This window comes from uncultured Intestinibacter sp., assembly GCF_902468165.1.
GTDB lineage: Bacteria > Bacillota > Clostridia > Peptostreptococcales > Peptostreptococcaceae > Intestinibacter.
On record NZ_CABQXJ010000001.1, the window covers coordinates 1 to 23468 of the forward strand.

The 23468-nt window shown below is 28.6% G+C and carries 21 protein-coding genes, 1 rRNA gene and 1 other annotated feature; of the genes, 20 read left to right on the plus strand and 2 right to left on the minus strand.

Annotation, left to right across the window (positions count from 1 at the left end):
- Positions 1 to 120 precede the first annotated feature (120 nt).
- From rrf to RDX53_RS00080, 16 genes are all read left to right on the plus strand, one after another.
- A 5S ribosomal RNA gene (gene rrf / locus RDX53_RS00005) occupies positions 121 to 237 on the plus strand.
- A gap of 324 nt (positions 238 to 561) precedes the next feature.
- Complete coding sequence (locus RDX53_RS00010) at positions 562 to 2820, plus strand: glycogen/starch/alpha-glucan phosphorylase (RefSeq protein WP_307993429.1); 2259 nt, start codon at positions 562 to 564, stop codon at positions 2818 to 2820.
- Between the two features lie 233 nt (positions 2821 to 3053).
- The gene (locus tag RDX53_RS00015) at positions 3054 to 4400 is read left to right on the plus strand and encodes an ABC transporter substrate-binding protein (protein ID WP_195931079.1); all 1347 of its coding nucleotides are present in this window, start codon (positions 3054 to 3056) and stop codon (positions 4398 to 4400) included.
- 166 nt (positions 4401 to 4566) lie between these two features.
- Entirely contained in the window at positions 4567 to 5412 is an 846-nt protein-coding gene (locus RDX53_RS00020) for a sugar ABC transporter permease (protein WP_307993430.1), read from the plus strand.
- Positions 5412 to 6296, plus strand: a complete 885-nt coding sequence (locus RDX53_RS00025; protein WP_195931077.1) for a carbohydrate ABC transporter permease — start codon at positions 5412 to 5414, stop codon at positions 6294 to 6296. Before RDX53_RS00020 ends, RDX53_RS00025 begins: the two co-directional genes overlap by 1 nt.
- Positions 6297 to 6318: 22 nt before the next feature.
- Entirely contained in the window at positions 6319 to 7800 is a 1482-nt protein-coding gene (gene malQ / locus RDX53_RS00030) for a 4-alpha-glucanotransferase (RefSeq protein WP_307993431.1), read from the plus strand.
- Positions 7801 to 7843: 43 nt separating this feature from the next.
- Positions 7844 to 8896 (plus strand): LacI family DNA-binding transcriptional regulator, encoded by a 1053-nt coding sequence (locus tag RDX53_RS00035; RefSeq protein WP_330593221.1) that lies wholly within the window; start codon positions 7844 to 7846, stop codon positions 8894 to 8896.
- A gap of 38 nt (positions 8897 to 8934) precedes the next feature.
- Entirely contained in the window at positions 8935 to 10047 is a 1113-nt protein-coding gene (locus tag RDX53_RS00040; protein WP_195931075.1) for an ABC transporter ATP-binding protein, read from the plus strand.
- A gap of 71 nt (positions 10048 to 10118) precedes the next feature.
- Entirely contained in the window at positions 10119 to 10748 is a 630-nt protein-coding gene (locus RDX53_RS00045; protein ID WP_307993432.1) for a YesL family protein, read from the plus strand.
- 290 nt (positions 10749 to 11038) lie between these two features.
- Complete coding sequence (locus RDX53_RS00050) at positions 11039 to 12502, plus strand: aminotransferase class I/II-fold pyridoxal phosphate-dependent enzyme (RefSeq protein ID WP_307993434.1); 1464 nt, start codon at positions 11039 to 11041, stop codon at positions 12500 to 12502.
- A 45-nt stretch (positions 12503 to 12547) separates the two neighbouring features.
- Positions 12548 to 13228: a thymidylate kinase gene (locus tag RDX53_RS00055; protein ID WP_195929601.1), complete on the plus strand. Its 681-nt coding sequence runs from the start codon at positions 12548 to 12550 to the stop codon at positions 13226 to 13228.
- Positions 13229 to 13284: 56 nt separating this feature from the next.
- On the plus strand, positions 13285 to 14220 hold the full coding sequence (locus RDX53_RS00060) for an AAA family ATPase (RefSeq protein WP_195929602.1): 936 nt from the start codon (positions 13285 to 13287) through the stop codon (positions 14218 to 14220).
- A complete protein-coding gene (locus tag RDX53_RS00065) occupies positions 14217 to 15116 on the plus strand; it encodes a stage 0 sporulation family protein (RefSeq protein WP_195929603.1) in 900 nt (299 codons plus the stop codon). The genes RDX53_RS00060 and RDX53_RS00065 overlap by 4 nt, the downstream gene beginning before the upstream one ends.
- 10 nt (positions 15117 to 15126) lie before the next feature.
- A complete protein-coding gene (locus RDX53_RS00070; RefSeq protein ID WP_195929604.1) occupies positions 15127 to 15876 on the plus strand; it encodes a tRNA1(Val) (adenine(37)-N6)-methyltransferase in 750 nt (249 codons plus the stop codon).
- 1 nt (position 15877) lies between these two features.
- On the plus strand, positions 15878 to 16711 hold the full coding sequence (gene rsmI, locus RDX53_RS00075) for a 16S rRNA (cytidine(1402)-2'-O)-methyltransferase (RefSeq protein ID WP_295676259.1): 834 nt from the start codon (positions 15878 to 15880) through the stop codon (positions 16709 to 16711).
- A gap of 45 nt (positions 16712 to 16756) precedes the next feature.
- Entirely contained in the window at positions 16757 to 17464 is a 708-nt protein-coding gene (locus tag RDX53_RS00080) for an HD domain-containing protein (RefSeq protein WP_195929606.1), read from the plus strand.
- 71 nt (positions 17465 to 17535) lie between these two features.
- Here RDX53_RS00080 and RDX53_RS00085 read toward each other — a convergent pair whose 3' ends face one another.
- Together RDX53_RS00085 and RDX53_RS00090 are read right to left on the minus strand one after the other, a co-directional pair.
- Complete coding sequence (locus tag RDX53_RS00085; RefSeq protein ID WP_195929607.1) at positions 17536 to 17964, minus strand: Lrp/AsnC family transcriptional regulator; 429 nt, start codon at positions 17962 to 17964, stop codon at positions 17536 to 17538.
- A 36-nt stretch (positions 17965 to 18000) separates the two neighbouring features.
- Positions 18001 to 19431: a nicotinate phosphoribosyltransferase gene (locus RDX53_RS00090; protein ID WP_195929608.1), complete on the minus strand. Its 1431-nt coding sequence runs from the start codon at positions 19429 to 19431 to the stop codon at positions 18001 to 18003.
- Between the two features lie 163 nt (positions 19432 to 19594).
- Between RDX53_RS00090 and RDX53_RS00095 the strand changes: the two genes are divergently transcribed.
- The 4 genes from RDX53_RS00095 (at position 19595) to metG (ending at position 23464) form a co-directional block, all read left to right on the plus strand.
- Positions 19595 to 20179, plus strand: coding sequence for a nucleoside recognition domain-containing protein (locus tag RDX53_RS00095; protein ID WP_307993435.1), 585 nt, complete (start codon positions 19595 to 19597; stop codon positions 20177 to 20179).
- The gene (locus RDX53_RS00100; protein WP_295573547.1) at positions 20179 to 20703 is read left to right on the plus strand and encodes a spore maturation protein; all 525 of its coding nucleotides are present in this window, start codon (positions 20179 to 20181) and stop codon (positions 20701 to 20703) included. The genes RDX53_RS00095 and RDX53_RS00100 overlap by 1 nt, the downstream gene beginning before the upstream one ends.
- Before the next feature lie 162 nt (positions 20704 to 20865).
- The gene (locus RDX53_RS00105; RefSeq protein ID WP_295763506.1) at positions 20866 to 21108 is read left to right on the plus strand and encodes a hypothetical protein; all 243 of its coding nucleotides are present in this window, start codon (positions 20866 to 20868) and stop codon (positions 21106 to 21108) included.
- Positions 21109 to 21248: 140 nt separating this feature from the next.
- Positions 21249 to 21463 (plus strand) — a binding site (T-box leader).
- Positions 21464 to 21517: 54 nt separating this feature from the next.
- Positions 21518 to 23464 (plus strand): methionine--tRNA ligase, encoded by a 1947-nt coding sequence (gene metG / locus RDX53_RS00110; protein WP_307993436.1) that lies wholly within the window; start codon positions 21518 to 21520, stop codon positions 23462 to 23464.
- The last annotated feature ends 4 nt before the right edge of the window (positions 23465 to 23468 follow it).

Below are 23468 nucleotides of genomic sequence, written 5' to 3' on the forward strand. Positions count from 1 at the left end.
TAGTAATATATTTAGCTTACTGATACTAATAGATCGAGGACTTGACCAAATGAATATCATTCATTAAATGTTTTCAGTTTTGAAAGTATTAAAGTAATTTAATAAATTCAATAAAGATTATGTGGTTATTATAGCAAAGAGGATACACCTGTTCCCATTCCGAACACAGAAGTTAAGCTCTTGAGCGCTGATGGTACTTGGTGGGCAACCGCCTGGGAGAGTAAGACGTAGCCACGTAATCTTTTTTATTTTATCCCCAAAAGTATCATGTGATTAAGTTTATTATTTTAGTTAAATTATATAATCATATGAAAACTTTGGGGATATTTTAATATATAGTATTTTTAACTTGAAACTGTTGATAATACTTGGATTAATAATTAAAAAATATATATAAATAGCATCAAAATAAAAAATAAATCTATATTAAATGTAAAAAATTGGTTGTAAATAAAACGGCTATAAATTATAATTACCTTAAAAGAGGATTTATATGAAAAACTGGTAACGTTACCGAAAACGTTTTCGCAAAAAGGAGACTTAATAAGGGGGAAAAGATTAATGGATGTATCTAGTTTATTAAAAGATAAGTGTGGTAAAGAAATTAGTAATTGCACAAATGAAGAAATTTATTATGCTTTATTAAATTTAGTAGATGATTTAGCAAATCAAAAACACAACAATAAGGGGAAAAAGAAACTTTATTACATTTCAGCAGAATTCTTAATTGGAAAATTATTATCTAATAACCTAATTAATTTAGGTATTTATGATGAAGTAAATTCTATATTATCAGCAAATGGTAAAAAACTATCTGATATAGAAGAAGTAGAGCCAGAACCTTCGCTGGGAAATGGCGGATTAGGTAGATTGGCAGCATGCTTTTTAGATTCAATTGCTACTTTAGGTCTTGATGGTGATGGTGTAGGTTTAAATTATCATTTTGGGTTATTTAAACAAGTATTCAAAGATAAACTACAATTAGAACAAAAAAATGAATGGATAGAACAAAATAGTTGGCTAAATAAAACTGATACAACTTATGAAATAGAATGTGGAGAATTTAAATTAAAATCTAGATTATATGACATAAATGTTATTGGTTATAATAATAGAGTTAACAAACTTCATTTATTTGATGTAGAAACTATTGATGAGAGTATAGTAAATGATGAAAGTATAAACTTTAATAAAGAGGATATAGCTAAAAATTTAACTTTATTCTTATATCCAGATGATAGTGATGAAGATGGAAGACTTCTTCGTATATATCAACAATATTTTATGGTTAGTAATGCTGCAAGATTAATATTGGATGAATGTGAGGCAAAGGGAAGTAATTTACATGATCTATATGATTATGCAGTAATACAAATAAATGATACTCACCCAACAATGGTTATCCCAGAACTGATAAGACTTTTAACTGAAAGAGGATTATCTATGGATGAGGCTATTGATATAGTATCTAAAACTTGTGCATATACAAATCATACAATATTAGCAGAAGCATTAGAAAAATGGCCAATGAGTTATTTAGAGAAAGCTGTACCAAACTTAATAGATATAATAAAAGAATTAGATAAAAGAGTTAGAGAAAAATATGAAGATGAAAGTCTATATATAATTGATGACGATGATAGAGTACATATGGCTCATATAGATATACACTATTGTTTTAGTGTTAATGGGGTTGCATCACTTCATACAGAAATATTAGAAAAAAATGAATTAAATAATTTCTATAAAATATATCCAGAAAAATTTAATAATAAAACTAATGGAATAACTTTTAGAAGATGGTTAATGCATTGTAATCACGAATTAACTAATTTTATAGAAGAATTAATAGGTGATGGATTTAAAAAGGACGCAACTGAATTAGAAAAATTAGATCAATATATAGATGATAAAAACGTACTTGAAAAATTATTAAAGATAAAATTTGATAATAAATTAGTACTAAAAGATTATATAAAACAACATCAAAATATAGATATTGATGAAAACTCTATATTTGATATACAAATAAAAAGATTACATGAATACAAAAGACAACAAATGAATGCATTATATGTAATTTATAAATATTTAGATATTAAAAAAGGAAACATACCATCAACTCCTATTACAGTTATATTTGGAGCTAAAGCAGCGCCAGCATATACTATGGCAAAAGATATAATACATTTAATCTTATGTTTACAACAACTTATAAATAATGATGAACAAGTAAATAAATATTTAAAAGTTGTTATGGTTGAAAATTATAATGTTACATATGCTGAGAAACTAATACCTGCTTGTGATATATCTGAACAAATATCATTAGCATCTAAGGAAGCAAGTGGAACAGGAAATATGAAATTCATGTTAAATGGAGCACTAACATTAGGAACAGAAGATGGTGCTAATGTGGAAATACATGAATTAGTTGGTGATGATAATATATTCATATTCGGTAAAGATAGTGAAACTGTAATAGAACATTATGAAAATGAAGATTATGAATCTATAGATATATATGCAAGAAATCCTAAAATAAAAGAAGCAGTAGATTTTATAATAGGTACAGAACTAATGAGTATAGGTAATGCTGAAAACTTAATAAGAGTATTTAAAGAAATTATTAAGAAGGACTGGTTTATGGCATTACTTGATCTTGAAGATTATATAAAAACAAAAGAAATTGCATTTAAACAATATGAAGATAGAGAAAATTGGGCTAAAAAGATGTTAATAAATATAAGTAAAGCCGGTTATTTTTCTTCAGATAGAACTATACAAGATTACAATGATGATATTTGGAAATTAAACTAGTTTGAAGTGATAAAAATTCTCTATATTAATGTTTTGGACAAAATTTAATTTAGACAAATATAGAGAATTTTTATTTAAAAAAATGACTAATTTGAAAAAAATACCAAAAATCATGTTGCGTTTTGAAAGATTCGGTGCTACTATTTTAGTAATTAGAAAAACGTTATCCGACAAATTGGAAACGTTTTCGGTAACGTTACTAATTCACATTTTTCAAATCAGGGGGAGAAGATATGAAAGTTAAAAAGTTTTTATCAATTGCTTTAGCAAGTGTATTATCAGTAGCGATGCTTACTGGCTGCAGTAGTTCTAATGATTCTAGTGGTTCAGGGTCATCTGACAAAGGTAGTGTTTATTATCTAAGTTTTAAACCAGAACAAGAAAAACAATGGAAAGAAATAGCTAAAAAATATAAAGAAGAAACAGGGGTAGAAGTTAAAGTTGTTACTGCTGCTAGTGGTAAATATGAACAAACTCTAAAATCAGAAATAGCTAAAAAAGATGCACCAACATTATTCCAAATAAATGGACCAGTAGGGTATGAATCTTGGAAAGATTATTGTGCAGATTTAACTGATACAGAATTAAACAAACATTTATTAAATGAAGACTTAGCTATAAAAGGCGACGATGGTAAAGTATATGGTATACCTTATGTTGAAGAAGGATACGGAATAATATATAACCAATCAATAATGGATAAATACTTTGCATTAGATGGTGCAAAAGTAAAATCTATGGATGAAATAAATAACTTTGATAAATTAAAAGAAGTTGCAGAAGATATGCAATCTAAAAAAGATGAATTAGGAATAAAAGGGGTATTTGCTTCTACATCATTAACTCCAGGAGAAGATTGGAGATGGCAAACTCACTTAGCAAATCTTCCTATATATTATGAATACAAAGATAATAAAGTAAAAGATGAAGATGAAATAAGCTTTAAATACTCAGATAACTTTAAAAACATATTTGATTTATACATAAACAATTCAACTTGTGAACCTACATTATTAGGAAGCAAAACTGTTACAGATTCAATGTCTGAATTCGCTTTAGGACAATGCGCTATGGTTCAAAATGGTAACTGGGGATGGAGTCAAATAGCAGATGTTGATGGAAATACAGTTAAAGAAGATGATGTTAAATTCATGCCTATATATACAGGTGTTAAAGGTGAAGAAAAACAAGGTCTTTGCATAGGTACTGAAAACTACTTCTGCATAAATAAAAATGCTTCAGAAGCTGACCAAAAAGCTACACAAGATTTTATAAACTGGTTATTCACTTCTGATAAAGGTAAAGATTATGTTACTAATGACTTAGGATTCATAACTCCATTTGATACTTTCTCAGATGATGAAGTTACACAAGATCCATTAGCTAAAGAAGTTATAAGATACATGAAAGATGATAAATACTACAATGTAGACTGGAACTTCACTACTTTCCCAAGTCAACAATTTAAAGATGATTTCGGTGATGCATTACTTCAATATTGTAATGGAAATATGAAATGGAATGATGTTAAGAAAAAAGTTGTTGATGAATGGGCAAGCGAAAAAGCTCTAACAAAATAATTAATATATAAAATTAATCTAGTCAATTTAGCATAAAATCAGCCATAAATAACAGTATCAATGACGTTAAGAATGAAAATAAGATTACATTCTAAATTGAGTAATAATATAGATACTTTATTTATGGCTAATTAATTTAATAAAATAAAATATCAGGAGGGGTATCATGCAAAAAACATTGAAAAAATACTGGCCTGTATTTATAGTACCAACTCTTATAGCATTTGCGATTGCGTTTATATTACCTTTTGTAATAGGTATATATCTATCATTTTGTAAATTCACAACAATAACAGATGCAACTTTCACAGGTCTTCAAAATTATAAAACTGCATTTTCAGCAGGACAAAATTTCTTATATTCATTTGGATTCACAGGATTATTTACAATAATTTCAATAATATCAGTTAATGTAATAGCTTTTGTATTAGCATATTTTTTAACTAAAAAGATAAAAGGAACTAACTTTTTCCGTACAGTATTTTTCATGCCAAACTTAATTGGTGGTATAGTTTTAGGTTATACATGGCAAACAATGATAAATGCATTTTTATCAAGATATGCTACAACATTAGTTGCTGATGCAAAATATGGATTTATAGGATTGATCCTACTTATGAACTGGCAAATGATAGGTTATATGATGATAATATATATAGCAGGACTTCAAAACGTACCAACAGAATTAATCGAAGCAGCAAAAATAGATGGTGCAAACAAATGGCAAACATTAAAAAATGTTACTATACCAATGGTAATGCCATCAATAACAATATGTTTATTCCTGACATTATCAAATAGTTTTAAACTATTCGACCAAAACTTAGCATTAACAAATGGGGCACCAATGCATAAAACAGAAATGTTAGCATTAAACATAGTTAACTCATTCTACGGCAGAATAGGATTTGAAGGTGTAGGACAAGCAAAAGCAGTAATGTTCTTTATTATAGTAGCTTGTATAGCACTTGCTCAATTATATTACACTAGAAATAAGGAGGTAGAACAATAATGGATGTAGCAGTATCTAAAAAAGGCACTAATGAAGTTAGTGTAAAACCAAAAAGAAATATTGGGAATACAGTGATATTCCTTATACTTTGTGCATTAGTTGTTGTATTCTTAGCACCGATTTTATTTATACTAATAAACTCATTTAAAGGTAAATTCTTTATTAGTGATAATCCATTTGCTCTACCAACATCAGAAACTTTTGTTGGACTTAGTAACTATGTTAATGGTTTAGAACAAACAGGATTTTTAAGTGCAATAGGGTGGTCATTTTTTATAACAATTGGTTCAGTAGTTGTTATATTATTCTTTACATCTATGACAGCATATTATATAACAAGAGTAAAATCTAAATTTACAAGTGTACTATATTATTTATTTGTATTTTCAATGATAGTACCATTCCAAATGGTCATGTTCCCAATGGTTAAATTAGCAGATATATTACATCTTGCTAACCCTGTTGGAATGATAGTTTTATATTTAGGTTTTGGATGCGGTTTATCAATATTTATGTTTAGTGGATTTATAAAATCAATACCACTAGAAATAGAAGAAGCAGCTATGATAGATGGGTGTAATCCTCTACAAACTTACTTCCATATAGTATTACCAATATTAAAACCTACAGCAATAACAGTAGCAATATTAAATGCAATGTGGATATGGAATGACTATCTATTACCATATTTAGTTATAGGTTTATCAACAAAATATAAAACTATACCAGTTGTAATTCAAATGTTAGTAGGATCAAATGGTAATAGAGATATGGGAGCTATGATGGCTATGTTAGTGTTAGCTATTATCCCAATAATAATATTCTACTTAGCTTGTCAAAAACATATTATAGAAGGTGTTGTTGCAGGAGCCGTTAAAGGATAGGAAATACAAAAGGGGGATCATCATGAGGAGAAACGGATTTTTACTACCTATATCTAGTTTACCTTCAAAATATGGAATAGGAAGTTTTTCAAAAGAAGCATATGAATTTGTAGATATATTAGAAAAAGCTAATCAAAAAATATGGCAGATACTACCGCTTGGACCAACAGGATATGGGGATTCTCCATACCAATCATTTTCTACATTTGCAGGTAATCCATACTTTATAGATTTGGACAAACTAATCGAAGAAAAACTATTAACACAAGAAGAATGTGATAGTTACGACTGGGGAAAAAACGACGAATATATTGATTATGAAAAAATCTATTTATCAAGGTTTAAAATACTAAAAAAAGCTTATAAAAGAAGCAAAATAGAACATAATAAAAAATTTCAAGCTTACTGTAAATATAATAAATGGTGGTTAGATGATTATGCTTTATATATGGCAATCAAAGATTCCTTAGGGGGAATATCTTGGTTAGAATGGGACGATAAATTAAAATTAAGAGATAAAAAAACATTATTAAAATATAGTAAAAAGTTAGAAGAAGAAATTACATTTTATAAATATATTCAATATTTATTTTCAGATCAATGGCATAAATTAAAAGAATATGCTAACAAAAAAGGAATATCAATAGTTGGAGATATACCTATATATGTAGCACTAGATAGTGCAGACACATGGGCAAATCCTGAATTGTTCCAATTTGATAAGAATCTAAATCCTATAGCAGTGGCAGGGTGTCCACCAGATTCTTTCTCTGAAGATGGACAATTATGGGGAAATCCATTATATGATTGGGAATATCATAAATATACTCACTATAAATGGTGGATAAAAAGAATAAAATATTGTTATAATTTATATGATATTGTTCGAATCGATCATTTTAGAGGGTTTGATGAATATTTTTCAATACCTTATAAAAGTAAAACAGCTGTAAATGGTACTTGGGAGAAAGGACCAGGGATAGAGCTATTTAAACAATTAAAGCAAGAATTAGGGGAAGTTAAAATAATAGCTGAAGATTTAGGATTTTTAACAGATTCAGTTATAAAACTACTTAAAGATACAGGTTATCCTGGAATGAAGGTTCTTCAATTTGCATTTGATTCAAGAGAGGAAAGTGACTATTTACCTCATAACTATAATAAAAATTGTGTTGTTTATACTGGTACACATGACAATGACACGATTATAGGATGGTATAAAGAATTAGATACCTTAGATAAACAAATGTGTATAGATTATATCAATAGTAGAGACTCAGAAGAAAAATATAGAAATTGGGATCTTATCTGTTTGGCGATGGGGAGTGTTGCTGATACATGTATAATTCCAGTTCAAGATTTTTTAGGATTGGATGAATCAGCTAGAATAAATATACCATCTACACTAGGTGACAATTGGAAATGGAGAATGAAACCAGATTGTTTTTCTGAAGAATTAATAGAAAAAATAAAAAGATTAACTAAGATATATGGAAGAATATAAATTAAATAGCTCGTATGATTGATTAGAAATAGAGAGAAAACGTATGAAAGGAAATAGGGATATGAAGACAATCACAATAAAAGATATAGCTAAAAAATGTGGTGTCGGCGTTAGTACTGTCTCAAGAGCTATTAATAATCATCCAGACATAAGTGATGAAACAAGGGAAAAGATTCTACAGGTTATAAAAGAAAATAATTTTGTGCCGAATAGCACAGCCAGAAGTTTGAAATGTACACAAACAGAAACAATAGCAGTTTTAATAAAAGGTATAGATAACCCATTTTTTCAAAAGATGATAAAAGTATTTGAAGAAGAAATACAACATCGAAAATATACTTTTTTATTACATAGAGTAGATTCAAATCAAGATGAGATTGAAGTTGCTTTACAATTAATAAAAGAAAGAAAATTAAAAGGAATTATCTTTTTAGGGGGATGGTTTTCACATGATGAGAAACGACTGAAACAGATAAATGTACCTTTTGTATTAAGTACAATATCAATGTTTGAAGGTGTAGATAAAAAAATATATTCGTCTGTATCAGTAGATGATGTGAAGGAAAGTAAAAAAGCTGTAGATTGTTTGTGTGAGTATGGACATGAAAAAATTGTAATGCTGGCAGCTCAACCATGGGATGAAAGTATCAGTGGATTGAGGGTACAGGGTTATAAAAAAGCCTTAGAAGAAAGACAGATACCCATAAATGAAAATCTAATAAGATATACTTTTCAAGAAGAAACTGCTTTTACTATGGAAAATGGATATAAACTTATGAAAGAACTTCTAGAATCAGATGAAGAATTTACAGCAGTTTATGCAATTTCGGATAGTATGGCAATAGGTGCAAGTAAAGCAATATTAGAATCAGGTAAAAAGATACCAGAGGATTACTCAGTTATGGGATTTGATGGACTGGATATAGCTTATTATTACAATCCATCAATAAGTACTATAAGGCAACCGGTAGAAGATATGGCAAAGGAAACAAGTAAAATTTTATTTGATCTAATAGAAAATAATGCTGATAATAGACATAAAATATTTGATGGAGAGTTAGTTGTTAGACAATCAGTTGTTAGATTAAATAAATAATAATTAATTGGATAAATAAATTGGAGGGAATTAGGAATATGGCAAGCTTATCATTAGAAAATATATGCAAGATATACCCAAATGGTTTTGAAGCAGTAAAAGATTTTAATTTAGAAATAGATGACAAAGATTTCATTATATTTGTAGGTCCATCAGGCTGTGGTAAATCAACAACGCTTAGAATGATAGCCGGGCTTGAAGATATAAGTAGGGGAGATTTAAAAATAGATGGAAGAGTTGTAAATGATGTTGAAGCTAAAGATAGAGACATTGCGATGGTATTCCAAAGTTATGCACTATATCCACACTTAACAGTTTATGATAATATGGCATTTGGATTAAAACTTAAAAAAGTTCCTCAAGAAGAAATAGATAAAAAAGTTAGAAATGCAGCAAAAATATTAGACTTAGAAAAATTATTAGACCGTAAACCAAAAGCTTTATCAGGTGGTCAGAGACAGCGTGTGGCTATGGGTAGAGCAATAGTTCGTGAGCCAAAAGTATTCTTAATGGATGAACCTTTATCAAACTTAGATGCAAAATTAAGAGTTCAAATGCGTACTGAAATAGCTAAGTTACATGAAAGATTAGGGGCAACAATGATATATGTAACACATGACCAAACTGAAGCTATGACTTTAGGAACTAAAATTGTAGTTATGAAAGATGGAATAATACAACAAGTCGATACTCCACAAAATTTATATAATTATCCACAAAACTTATTTGTTGCAGGATTTATAGGTTCTCCACAAATGAACTTTATAGATGTAGCAGTAGCAAAAGAAGATGGAAAAGTTGTATTAAAAATGAAAGAAAATAAATTTGTTTTACCAGAAGATAAAGCAAAAGAAGTAGTTGAACAAGGATATCTAAATAAAACTGTTACAATGGGTATTAGACCAGAAAATATATATGATCCTAAAGAATTAGTAGAAGTAAAAAAAGGAGCTGAATTAAACGTAAAAATAAATGTATATGAATTACTTGGTTCAGAAGTTTATTTATACTTTGATTTAGAAAACTTCCCTATGACTGCAAGGGTAAATGCTGATACAACTGCTAGAATGGGAGATAAAGTTAAGTTTATAATGGATATGGAAAAAGTTCATATATTTGATAAAGAAACAGGTATAGTAATAACAAACTAATAAAAATAAGTTAAATAAAACTGCTATAATATCTATAGCAGTTTTATTTATATTTTAAGGAGTAGTGTTTTATGGGGAAAATATTTGATTATGATAATAACTTTTTTGCGGGGATATCAAAAGTATCTGATACAATAATTTTAAATTTTTTATTTGTTATTTGTTCAATACCTATTGTAACGATAGGTGCATCGACGACTGCACTTTATTGTGTTTCTATGAAATCGACAAGAGATGAAGATGTTTACGCCGTTAAAGAATTTTTTAAACAGTTTAAGCAAAACTTCAAACAAAGTACAATTATCTGGTTAATTTTATTATTAGTGGCATCTTTTATAGGACTTGATTTTTATATGTGTAGTTTAATGTCAAATGATATATTAAGTACTGCTTTTAAATTTATATTTACTTTAATAAGTATTGTAATAGGATTTATTGTAGTATATGTATTTCCGCTTGTAGCTAGATTTGAAAATAGTATAAAAAATACTTTAATGAATGCGGTTTTAATGTCAATAAAACATCTTCCATATACATTAATAATGTTAGTTTTAACTTTAATGCCTTTAGGTGCATTTGTTTTATTCGGGAAATATTGGGGACAAATAGTATTTTTAGATACTTGTATAAGTTTTGGAGTTGTAGCTTATATAAATTCTATGTTATTAAATAAGATATTTAATGGCTATATAGAAGATTAGATAATTTTTATGACTAGATATTCAACTTAAAATAAAAAATGAGATTAAGTAAGTCGTTAATATTTATATTAGCGACTTTTTTTGTTCTAAGGAAATGATAGATTGTTTTAATGGCAAAATTTTTAAAGATACAATATCGTATTTTTTATTTTACAATAAATTAAAAATATGATAATATCCTATATTTCAATTATTTATATTAATAATATCTATCTTATATTATAATAAGACTAGAAAAAATTAATATAAGTGCTTGAGATTATTCAAGAAAGGACAATATTTAAATATATATGACAAAAGCAGTAAAGTACGAAAAAAATTATATAAATAATAAGTTACAAAACATAGTTAATGATGATTTAGTATCTTTTCATATGCCTGGTCATAAAAAAGGTAAAATATATGATAAGTTAGGATATGAAAATTTAGTAAAAAATCTATATAAAATGGATATAACTGAAATTATAGAAACTGATAATTTACATTCACCAGAAGGAATTATCAAAGACTCTCAAGAAAGAGCCAAACAAATTTTTAAGAGTGAAAAAACTTACTATCTAGTAAATGGTAGTACATGTGGAATACAAGCTGCAATATTATCGACTTGTGTCCCAGGAGACAAAATACTTATAAATAGGGATTGTCATCAATCAGCTATAAATGCTTTTATATTAGGTGATGTAAATCCAGTATATATAAAAGGAAGTATATGTGAAGATACTTACACTATAAACGGTGTTAATGAGAAAGATGTTATAGATGCGATAGATAATAATAGTGATGTAAAAGTGCTTATGCTTACTTATCCTAGCTATTATGGGATGGTATTTGACTTAGAAAAAATTTGTACATATGCACATAAAAAAGATATGGTTGTAATTGTAGATGAGGCACATGGGGCACATTTAGGATTAAGTGAAGCTTTACCAAAATCAGCACTTGAGCAAGGTGCAGATATAGTAATACAAAGTGTTCATAAGACATTACCATCATTTACTCAATCATCTATCATGCATGTTCAAGGAAATTTGGTAGATAAAAAGAATTTAGAAAGATTTTTAAAAATAGTTCAATCATCAAGTCCATCATATGTTATGATGTCATCTTTAGAAATTGCGATTGATATTTATGATAGATTTGGACAAGAATTGATGAAAGACTTATTAACTAATATAGATAATTTTGAAAAAGAGTTATCACAAATTAAAGGAATAAAAGTTTTAAAAGGACATGACTCTACAAAATTATTTGTATCACTTAAAGATTTGGGCATAAATGGATATGACTTAGAAGAAATGCTTAGATATAAGCATAATATCCAAGTTGAGCTTTCAAATTACTATGGAGTTTTATTAATATGCACTATAGGAAATGAAAAAGAAGATTTAGATAAATTCTTAGATGCTATAAAATCAATATCTAAGGATTTAGATATTGATAATAATTTGGATAAATCAGATGATAATGTTACTAAGCTAATGAAACTAAATTATCCAAATTTAATACCAGAAAAAATAATTTCGCCTAGACAAGCTTTTTACAGCAATAAAAAAGAAGTTTTATTAAAAGAAAGTATAGGACAAATTTCTGGAGAGTATATAATTCCATATCCACCAGGTATAAGTTTGACATCACCAGGTGAAATCATAACACAAGAAGTAGTAGATTATATACTTGAGTGCAAAAAATATGGAATGCACGTAAGTGGATTAAAAGATAGCTCATTGGAGATAATTGAAATAATTGAGAGATAGACAACGACATTTAATATAAAAAAGTTTATTATGGAGGCATTATAAATGAAAGGTAAGTTAATAATTATAGAAGGGTCTGACGGAAGTGGTAAAGCTACACAGACTAAAAAGTTATATGATAGATTAGAAGCAGAAAATTATAAAATTAAGAAAGTAGAATTCCCAAATTATGATTCGGAATCATCAGCATTAGTAAAAATGTATCTAAGAGGAGACTTCGGTAAAAGTGCTACAGACGTAGATCCATATGTTTGTTCAACATTCTATGCAGTAGATAGATATGCATCATTTAAAACTGAATGGGAAGAATTCTACAACGATGGTGGAATAATAATATGTGACAGATATACAACTTCAAACATGGTTCACCAAGCATCTAAATTAGATGAATCAGAAAGAGATAAATACTTAGACTGGTTAAGTGATTTAGAATTTAATTTATATAAAATACCAGAGCCAGATTGTGTAATATTCTTAGATGTTCCTGCTGAAGTAAGTAAATCACTTATGAAAGATAGAAATAACAAGATAACAGGAGAAAGTCAAAAGGATATACATGAAAGTGACTTTGAATACTTAAAAAAATCATATGAAAATTCGCTTTATATAGCTCAAAAATATGATTGGAAAAAAATCAACTGTGTAGAAAATAACAACATGAGAACTATAGACGATATACATAATGAGATATATTCTATCATAGAAGAAAAAATACTAAACAAATAGATTTATATTCCGAAGTTATGGATAGATATAAATTCTATAAAAATGGAGGAAGATATATGTATTTTGAAAAAATAAAAGGGCAAAATTTTGCAAAAAAATATTTAACAAATAGTATAAAATCAAATATGGTAAGCCATGCATATATGTTTGAAGGCCCAAATGGTATAGGGAAAAATACAATGGCTAGAGAATTAGCTGCAATTTTATTGGAAATGGAGAATTTATTCAATAGTCCAGACTATATAGAAATAAAACCAGATGGCAATAGTATCAAAATAGCTCAAATAAGAAAATTGCAATCAGACATATTAGTAAAGCCTTACAAATCATACAAAATATATGTAATTGATGAAGCTCAGAAAATGACAGTAGAGGCACAAAATGCATTGCTTAAAACATTAGAGGAACCACCAAAATATGCTATAATAATCCTTATAACTGATAATAAGGAATCGTTATTAGATACAATAAAATCAAGATGTGAAATTATTAAATTTACACCAATACCAATGCAAGAAGTAGCAAGTTATTTAACTATGAATGGAATAGATTCAAAAAGAGCATCACTACTTGCAAATTTCTCTAGGGGAAGTATGAAAAAGGCAATAGAACTTTCTGAATCAGAAGAGTTTCATCTTATGAGAGAAGAAGTACAAAAATACGTTGAAACATTTTTAAATGGAAACTTAATTGAGATAATGGACATACAATCTAGTATAGAAAAATATAAAGATCAAATAACAAATGTTTTAGATTTGCTGATTAATTACTTTAGAGATATTATGATGGTAAAAGAGAATGTAGATAATAGTATGATTATAAATTTAGATAGGCTAATATTTGTAAAAAACATGAGCAATAAAACAACTTATTCTCAATTATCAAAGATTATTGATATAATAGAAGAGACAAAAAATAAGTTGAGAAGTAATTGTAATTTCAATATTAGCATACAAGTTATGACTTTAAATATATATGAGGTGATTAAATGATAAAAATAGTTGGGGTTAGATTTAAAAATGCTGGTAAAATCTATTATTTTGATCCAGTAGATTTCGAAATAGAAAAAGATATAGATGTTGTTGTAGAAACTGCTAGGGGACTTGAATTTGGTAGAATAGTTGTTGGACCTAAAGAAATAGAAGAGGAAAAACTAATTTCTCCATTAAAACCTATAATAAGAATTGCAACAGAAGAAGATAAAGCTATCTATGCAGAAAATAAAGAAAAAGCAAAAGAAACTTTTGAAATTTGCCAACAAAAAATAAAAGAACATGGATTAACTATGTTTTTAATCGATTGTGAATATACATTTGACAGAAATAAACTAATATTCTATTTCACTGCAGAGGGAAGAATAGATTTTAGGGAACTAGTAAAAGATTTAGCATCAATATTCAAAACAAGAATAGAACTTAGACAAATTGGTGTAAGGGATGAAGCTAAATCAATAGGTGGTCTTGGAACTTGCGGAAGAAAATTATGCTGTTCTTCTTGGCTTGGAGATTTCCAACCTGTGTCAATAAAAATGGCAAAAGACCAAAGTTTATCTCTAAATCCTACAAAAATATCAGGTATATGTGGTCGTTTATTCTGCTGTTTAAAATATGAACATGATGTTTATGTAGAAGCAATAGAAAAAATGCCTGTTGTAGGAAGTATAGTAAAAGTAGACAATCAAAAAGGTAAAGTAATAGAAATAAATCCATTACTTGAACAAATGAAAATAGAATTTAACGATAAAACAATAAAAACTTGTTTACGTGAAGAAGTTAAAGTTCTTCATGTACCTAAAAAATGTGAAAATGGATGCTGTGGTGGTGGAAAATGCAATCACGATGGCATAGATTTAGAGACATTAAAAGAACTTAGAAAATTAGAAGACTAAAGGAGATTTTATGCAGGTAACTTTAAAGGAAACTGAAAGAATTGATGATTTACAACTAAAAGGATTAAAATTAATACAAGATAAAACAGGATTTTGTTTTGGAATAGATGCAGTATTATTAGCTAACTTTGCAAAAGTAAAAAATAATGCAAAAGTAGTTGATTTAGGTACTGGAACAGGTATAATACCTATCTTAATAGCGGGAAAAAGTAAAGCTAGCAAAATAATAGGTGTTGAAATACAAGAAGAAGTTTATGAAATGGCTACAAGATCTGTAAAATTAAATAATTTAGAAGATAGAGTAGAAATCGTAAATGCAGATATAAAAACTATAGATAAAGAATTAGAAGTACATGGATACCATGTAGCAACATCAAACCCACCATATATGCATATGGATGGAATAAAAAATCCAAATGATAAAAAAGCAATATCAAGACATGAGATAATGTGTAATTTAGAAGATGTAATAAGAGCAGCTTCTAGACTTGTAATGCCTAGAGGGAAATTCTTTATGATACACAGACCAACTAGATTAGTAGATATAATCGAGTTAGGTAGAAAATATAGATTAGAGCCAAAAGTAGTTCAATTTATACATCCTAAAGTAGGAAAAGCTCCTAACTTAATGTTAGTTGAATTTACTAAAGATGGTAGACCAGAACTAAAAATACTAGACCCTCTATATGTATATGGTGATGATGGAAATTATACAGAAGAAATAAGAAAAATATATGCCAACGAAGATATAGGAGAGTAATATGAGTGGAAAATTATATATATGTCCAACACCTATAGGAAACTTGGAAGATATAACATATAGAACTTTAAAGGTATTAAATGAAGTAGATTTAATTGCAGCAGAAGATACAAGACATAGTATAAAACTTTTAAATCACTTTGAAATTTCAAAACCTTTGACAAGTTATTTTGAGCATAATAAGGATACTAAAGGTGATTATTTAATAAGTAAATTATTAGATGGAGAAAATATAGCACTAATAAGTGATGCAGGAATGCCTGGGATATCAGATCCTGGAGAAGACTTAATAAAACAAGCTATAGAAAATAATATAGAAATAGATGTATTACCTGGAGCAACAGCATTTACAGTAGCTTTAGTTGGTTCTGGATTAGATACACACAAATTTGTATTTGAAGGATTTTTAGATAGAGATAAAAAATTACGTAGAAAAAGACTTGAAGAAATACAAGAAGAAGATAGAACTATGATTTTCTATGAATCACCACATAGATTAAAAGATACACTAAAAGATATGTTAAAATTCTTTGGAAATAGAAAAATTGCTGTTAATAGAGAATTAACTAAAAAATATCAAGAAGTAATAAGAGAAGATATTGAAACAGTTTTAAAAATATATGAAGAAAAAGAAGTTAAAGGTGAATTTGTACTAATTGTAGATGGATTTAAAGGTAAAAAACAAGCCAAAAATAATTATGATGAACTATCAGAGAGAGAATATGTTGAAGTTTTAATTAATGATGGTCTTAGCAAAAAAGACGCCATTAAAACTGTCTGCAAAGAAAGAAAATTAAAAAAAGATGTTGTATATAAGCAAGTGTTAGACTTGTAGTAAAATTGAGATAGATTGTTTAATTTTATAAACAGGGGTGATTAGATGGATATAGGAAAGCAGTTATTGCAATGTCTGAAATATGAAAATTCCTCTACAAAAATAGAAGAACTAGATGAAAGAGGTTTATTAGAACAAATAATACCTAGCATTAAGGATATGAAGGAAGTTGGTAAATGCAAATATCATATAGTTAATGCTTTTCAACATTCTCTATATACTCTAGGTCATTTTGAAAGTATATTACAAACAGAGAGATTTTTCCCAAGTCATCTAAAAGAAGATATTTGGAATTATTTAAATTCAAAAGATGAATCGGGGTTTCCTACATTAGAAATATTAAAATTAGGTGTTTTCTTACATGATATTGGTAAACCAGCAGCTAAAACTGTAGATGCCACAGGTAGAACACATTTTAAGGGACATGATGTAACTGGTGGTGAGATAGTTCTTAAATTAGGCAAGGAATTAGGACTAAGTGAAATAACTACTGAAAAATTATTTAGATATGTACGCTACCATATGACTTTATTAGTAGCGTATAAAACAGGAAATGTTGGAAAAGAAGCATTATGGAAACAATTTGATGAGCTGGGTGATGATATTATAGGCATAATGTTGCTTGGATATTGTGATTTAGTAGCTACAAGAAAATTGTTAAATCCTTTAGAGGACAATGGAGTAATAAAAACATATATGGAATTTATTTTAACTGTGTATTTTTATAGATACAAAACAGATAAAGAAATATAAAATAAAAGTCTGCCAAATGGTACTTAATATTTGTACCTTTAGCAGACTATTTTTTTATTATATTAAATTAATTATAGTATAGATTTTGCTTGTATAGGCGTAGATAAAATAACAGAGGTCTTAGTTGTACCTATTGATTTTATACTATCGATAACACTTTCAAGCTCATACATATCCTTCACTATAACCTTTAGTAGCGAGCAGTCATCTCCAGTTATATGGTGACACTCAACTATGCGAGGATCTTTTCTTGCAGTTTCTAGGAATGGTTCATATTTATCACTTGGTAAAGATATGTGTATAAATGCTTTTATAACTCTTCCTAATGCATCTGGATTTACAATTGCTTTATAACCTTCAATTACACCAGATTCTTCTAGTCTTTTCACTCTTTCTGAAACGGCAGGAGAAGTTAATCCTACTATTTTTCCTAAGTCTTTCATAGAGATTCTACCATCTTTTTGTAATATCTCTATAATTCTGTAATCAGTAACGTCCATTAATTGACCCCCCTCTTTATCTATAAATTATTTTTATTAAAATACTTTCTTTGAAGCTAATAAATCAGTTTTTAAATTCCAAAGTCCTTTAGATAAATCGACTTTATATTTCTTTGGTGAAGAAAGTCTCTTATAAGAATCCCAGAATGTTTCAAGCTGAGAATTTACATAAGCTTTTATCTCATTAATCGGTTTGTATTCATATTTACATTCACCATTAATGAATAAAGGTTTATGAAGTTCTTTGATTGTATAGTCTTCAAAAGTTGATTTTTTCCAAGTATATGTAGGATGGAATATTGTTAAAGGTTTAGTAGTATCAATAGCTTCATCTTTTAGCATTATTAAATCTGCTTGAGCTATATTTTCTTTATCAAATATTCTAACCACTTTTTTATAACCTGGGTTATTTATTTTTTCTGGGTCTTCAGATACTTTTATTTTAGGTATTAATGTATCTCCTTTATAAGAACCAGCTAATTTATAAACACCACCTAAAGAAGGTGACTCTGCAGACGTAATCAGTTTAGTACCAACACCCCATGAATTGACTGCTGTACCGCTTGATTTTAAGTCTGAAATTATGTATTCATCCAAATCATTAGAAGCAGTTATTTTTAAATCATGATATCCTGCTTTTTCTAATTCTTTTTTTACTTCATTAGAAAGATATTGTAAATCTCCTGAATCTATACGTATACCAGATGGTTCATATCCCTTAGCTCTTAAATTATCAAATACTTTAATTGCGTTTGGAAGACCACTTTTTAATACGTTATATGTATCTATTAATAATAAGCAATTATCTGGATACACATCTGCATATGCTTGGAAGGCTTCTAATTCAGTATCGAATTTTTGAACCCAGCTATGAGCATGTGTTCCAACGACAGGTATGTCAAACATTTTCCCCGCTAATACATTAGCTGTACCAGCACAACCACCGATAACAGCAGCTCTTGCACCATAAGTACCTGCATCTGGTCCTTGAGCCCTTCTTAGTCCGAATTCAAGAACAGGATCCCCTTGAGCAGCATAACAAACTCTAGACGCTTTAGTTGCTATTAGTGATTGGAAGTTCACTATAGTAAGTAACGCAGTTTCTATTAATTGGGCTTGATATAAAGGTGCTTTTACAGTTATTATAGGTTCGCCAGGGAACATAACTGTACCTTCCTCAACTGCATATATATCTCCTGTAAATTTAAATTCCTTTAGAAAATTCAAAAACCCCTCAGAGAACAAGTTTAAACTTCTTAAATAGTCTAAGTCATCTTCTGAAAAATGCAAATTATTTATATACTCAGCTAGTTGCTCAATACCACAAATAATAGTGTAGCCACCGTCGCAAGCGTTTTTTCTAAAAAACATATCAAATACAACTATATCTTCATGAATATTTTTTTCATAATACCCATTCATCATTGTAAGTTGATACAAATCTGTAAGTAGAGTTAAATTTCGCATTTTTATTTCTCCTTAAATATTTTTAATTAATTAAAAACCCTATACATATACTAAAACACAATATTGCTAAACTTTCAAGTATAAAGTAGTATTCATACATCATAAAATTATTTAAAGTAACAATTAACTATTGCACACAAAAATAATACTATTTTAAAGGAAGGTGAAAAAAATTAGCAAAATATGGTTTTATATGGTGGCGATAGGTATAGTGGGAAGTATATGTTTTGGAAATCTACCGGAACTAAATAATGTAATTTTAAATGAAGGTTCTAGAGCTATTGAATTTACAATAGGTTTGGCAGCAATAATGGCTCTTTGGATGGGAATAATGAATATAGCAAAGGATTCTGGGCTAATAGATATGATAGGACAAAAAATGGATTTTATCTTAAAAAGATTATTTCCTAAGATACCTAAAAATCACAAAGCTATGAGTTACATAATAATGAACATAATACTAAATATGTTGGGGGCAGGAAATGGAGCGACTTCATTTGGATTAAAAGCTATGGAAGAACTCCAAACTTTGAATAAACAAAAAGACAGAGCATCTAATGAAATGATAATGTTTTTAGTTATAAATATATCATCTATTCAGTTGATACCGTTTACAATGCTAAAAATAAGAGCAGATGCCGGCTCTGTAAATCCAAATGAAATTATAATTTCAACATTGGTAGCGACAACTGTCTCAACTGTAGTAGCTATTGTGTCTTGTAAGATTTTTGAGAGGGGGAGTAGATAGTGCTGGATTTAATAGCTAATTTAGCAATTCCCTTAATTATGCTATTTATAATTGTATATGGAAAATATAAAAAGATAGATGTATTTGAATCATTTATTACTGGCGCAATTGATGGGCTAAAAACAGCTTTAAATATACTTCCATATATAATAGGAATTTTTATAGCTATAGGGATTTTTAAATCTGGAAAAGGGATAGAAATGTTGGAGTTTATATTTGCACCTATTGCAAATTTTTTTAAGATACCAAAAGAGTTAATAGGTCTTATAATAATGAAACCTGTATCAGGAAGTGGGGCCTTGGGTATGTATAGTGAGCTTGCTGCAAGAGTATCAGTTGATAGTTTAGTAGAAAAAATGGGAGCAACTATTGTAGGTGCATCTGAAACAGTCTTTTATACTATGGCTATTTATTACGGAAGTCAAAAAATAAAAAAGACACGCCATACTTTAGTTTGTGCATTACTCAGTCATTTTGCGGGAGTACTTGCATCTGTGTACATATGTTATTTAATGTTTGGATAAAATTTAGGGGATTACAAAGAGTTATATCTTGTTAATCCCTTGTTTTTTCAATAAAAAGTATGATTGTCGAATAAAAATATTGGAAAATTGTTAGAAAATAAGATTATAATTAAAGTGGAAAGAATTTTAAGATATAAATAATATTAAAAATTTGAAATAGGGGTGGTTAATTTGAAAAAATATGAAGTAAGTAGAGAAGTTTATAATCCTTGTGCTGGAATATATAATTTTGATATGAATTTTGAAGAAGAAGTTTGTACTGATGATATGGAGGCAACTTTGGAAAAATGGATAGGAAGAAAACTTCCAGAATTCCATAAAAAAGTTTATGATAATGGACTTACTACTGAGTTTGAAATTCTTCTGCCTCGTAAAGAAAGATATACATTTTCTGAAATAAAATAATAAATTAGTATCAATCTTGACAAGTTTTTTTTTATTTAATAAAATAATAACGATATAAGAAATTATCTTAAAAATAAGTTTATTTTGAATAAAAAAGAATTTTTTGTTTAAAATTATATAATATAAAAATATTGATTTATTTAAAAGCAATGAAGAGAAGAGTAGATAATCCAATTTATCCACAGAGAGCTAGGTAAGGTGAAAGCTAGCGTCGAATTGATTATTGAATATGGCCTTGGAGCTTCTTATCTGAATTAATTTAGGATAAGACGGATGGACTCGTTAACAGTCTACTAAGATATCCAGTTTTATCTGGATAATTAGGGTGGTAACGCGAATATAACTCGCCCCTATGGTTTCATAGGGGGCGAGTTTTTTTAATATATTGAAAATCTAAGGAGGAAATAAAATGAGCAAAGAAACTTTTTATATTACAACGCCTATATACTATCCAAGTGGTAGATTACATATAGGTCACACTTATACAACTGTTGCAACAGATGCAATAGCTAGATTCAAACGTTTCTGTGGATATGATGTAAGATTCTTAACAGGAACTGATGAACATGGTGAAAAAATACAAACAAAAGCTAGAGAAGCTGGTATGACAGAAATGGAATACTTAGATGGTATGATAGCTGACATAAAAAAATTATGGAAGACTATGGACATATCTTATGATGATTTCATAAGAACAACTGAACCAAGACATACAAAAGTAATCCAAAAAATATTCACTAAATTATATGAACAAGGTGATATATATAAAGGTGAATACGAAGGAAGATATTGTACTCCATGCGAAAGTTTCTGGACAGAATCTCAATTAGTAGATGGAGATAAATGCCCTGACTGCGGTAGAGAAACTTATGTAGCAAAAGAAGAAGCATACTTCTTCAAACTATCTAAATATGAAGATAGAATAAAAGAGTTATTCAAAAATCCTAACTACTGTTTCCCAGAAGCTAGAGCTAACGAAATGATAGCTAACTTCTTAGAACCAGGTCTAGAAGACTTATGTGTAACTAGAACTACATTCGACTGGGGTATAAAAGTACCATTCGACGAAAAACACGTTATATATGTTTGGGTAGATGCATTATGCAACTATATAACTGCGTTAGGATATATGAGCGAAGACGATTCATTATTCCAAAAATACTGGCCAGCTAACATACAAGTTGTAGGTAAAGAAATAATCAGATTCCATACAATAATATGGCCAGCAATATTAATGGCATTAGATTTACCAGTATCTAAACAAGTATTTGGACATGGTTGGATATTATTTGCTAATGACAAAATGAGTAAATCAAAAGGTAACATAGTTTACCCAGAACAAATGATAGAAAGATACGGAATAGATACATTAAAATACTATCTATTAAGAGAATTCGCATTTGGTCAAGATGGAAGTTACACTCATAGAAACTTCGTAACAAGAATAAACACAGACTTAGCTAATGACTTAGGAAATTTAGTAAGTAGAACTATAGCAATGGTTGAAAAATACAATGGTGGAATAATACCAGAACCAAAAGTTGCTACTGAATTTGACGAAGCATTAAAAGAACAAGCTAAAGAATCAAGAAGAATATTCGAAGAACAAATGAACAAAATGCAATTCCACGAAGCATTAGAAGGTGTATGGAAATTAATAAGAAGAACTAACAAATACATCGACGAAACTGCTCCATGGGTACTTGCAAAAGACGAAAGCAAAAAAGATGTATTAGATACAGTTTTATACAACTTATGTGAATCAATAAGAATATTCTCTACATTAATAAACCCAATAATGAACACTACAGCTAAGAAAATCTACGCTCAAATGGGTATAGAAGGTGAAGAATTAACAAACTGGGAAAGTACTGCAACATTTGGATTAATAAAACCAGGAACAAAAGTAACTAAAGGTGAAATATTATTCCAAAGATTAGATATAGACAAAGAAGTTGCAGAACTTGAAGAATTATTTGCAGAAAAGAAAGACGAGGAAGAAGAAGTGACAGAAGCTCCATTACAACATAAAGAAGAAATAACAATAGACGATCTTGATAAAGTAGAATTAAGAGTAGGTAAAGTATTAAGCTGCGAAAAACATCCAAAAGCAGACAGACTTTTAGTTTCTCAAGTTAAATTAGGTTCAGAAACTAGACAAATAGTATCTGGTATAGCTAAATGGTATAAACCAGAAGAAATGGTTGGAAAAGATGTTATAGTAGTATGCAACTTAAAACCAGTTAAATTAAGAGGTGTTGAATCTCAAGGTATGATACTTGCAGCAGGTAACGATGGTGATGATTTAATAATACCAACTGCTGTTGGTGCAAATGATGGTTGTGAAGTTAGATAAGGAG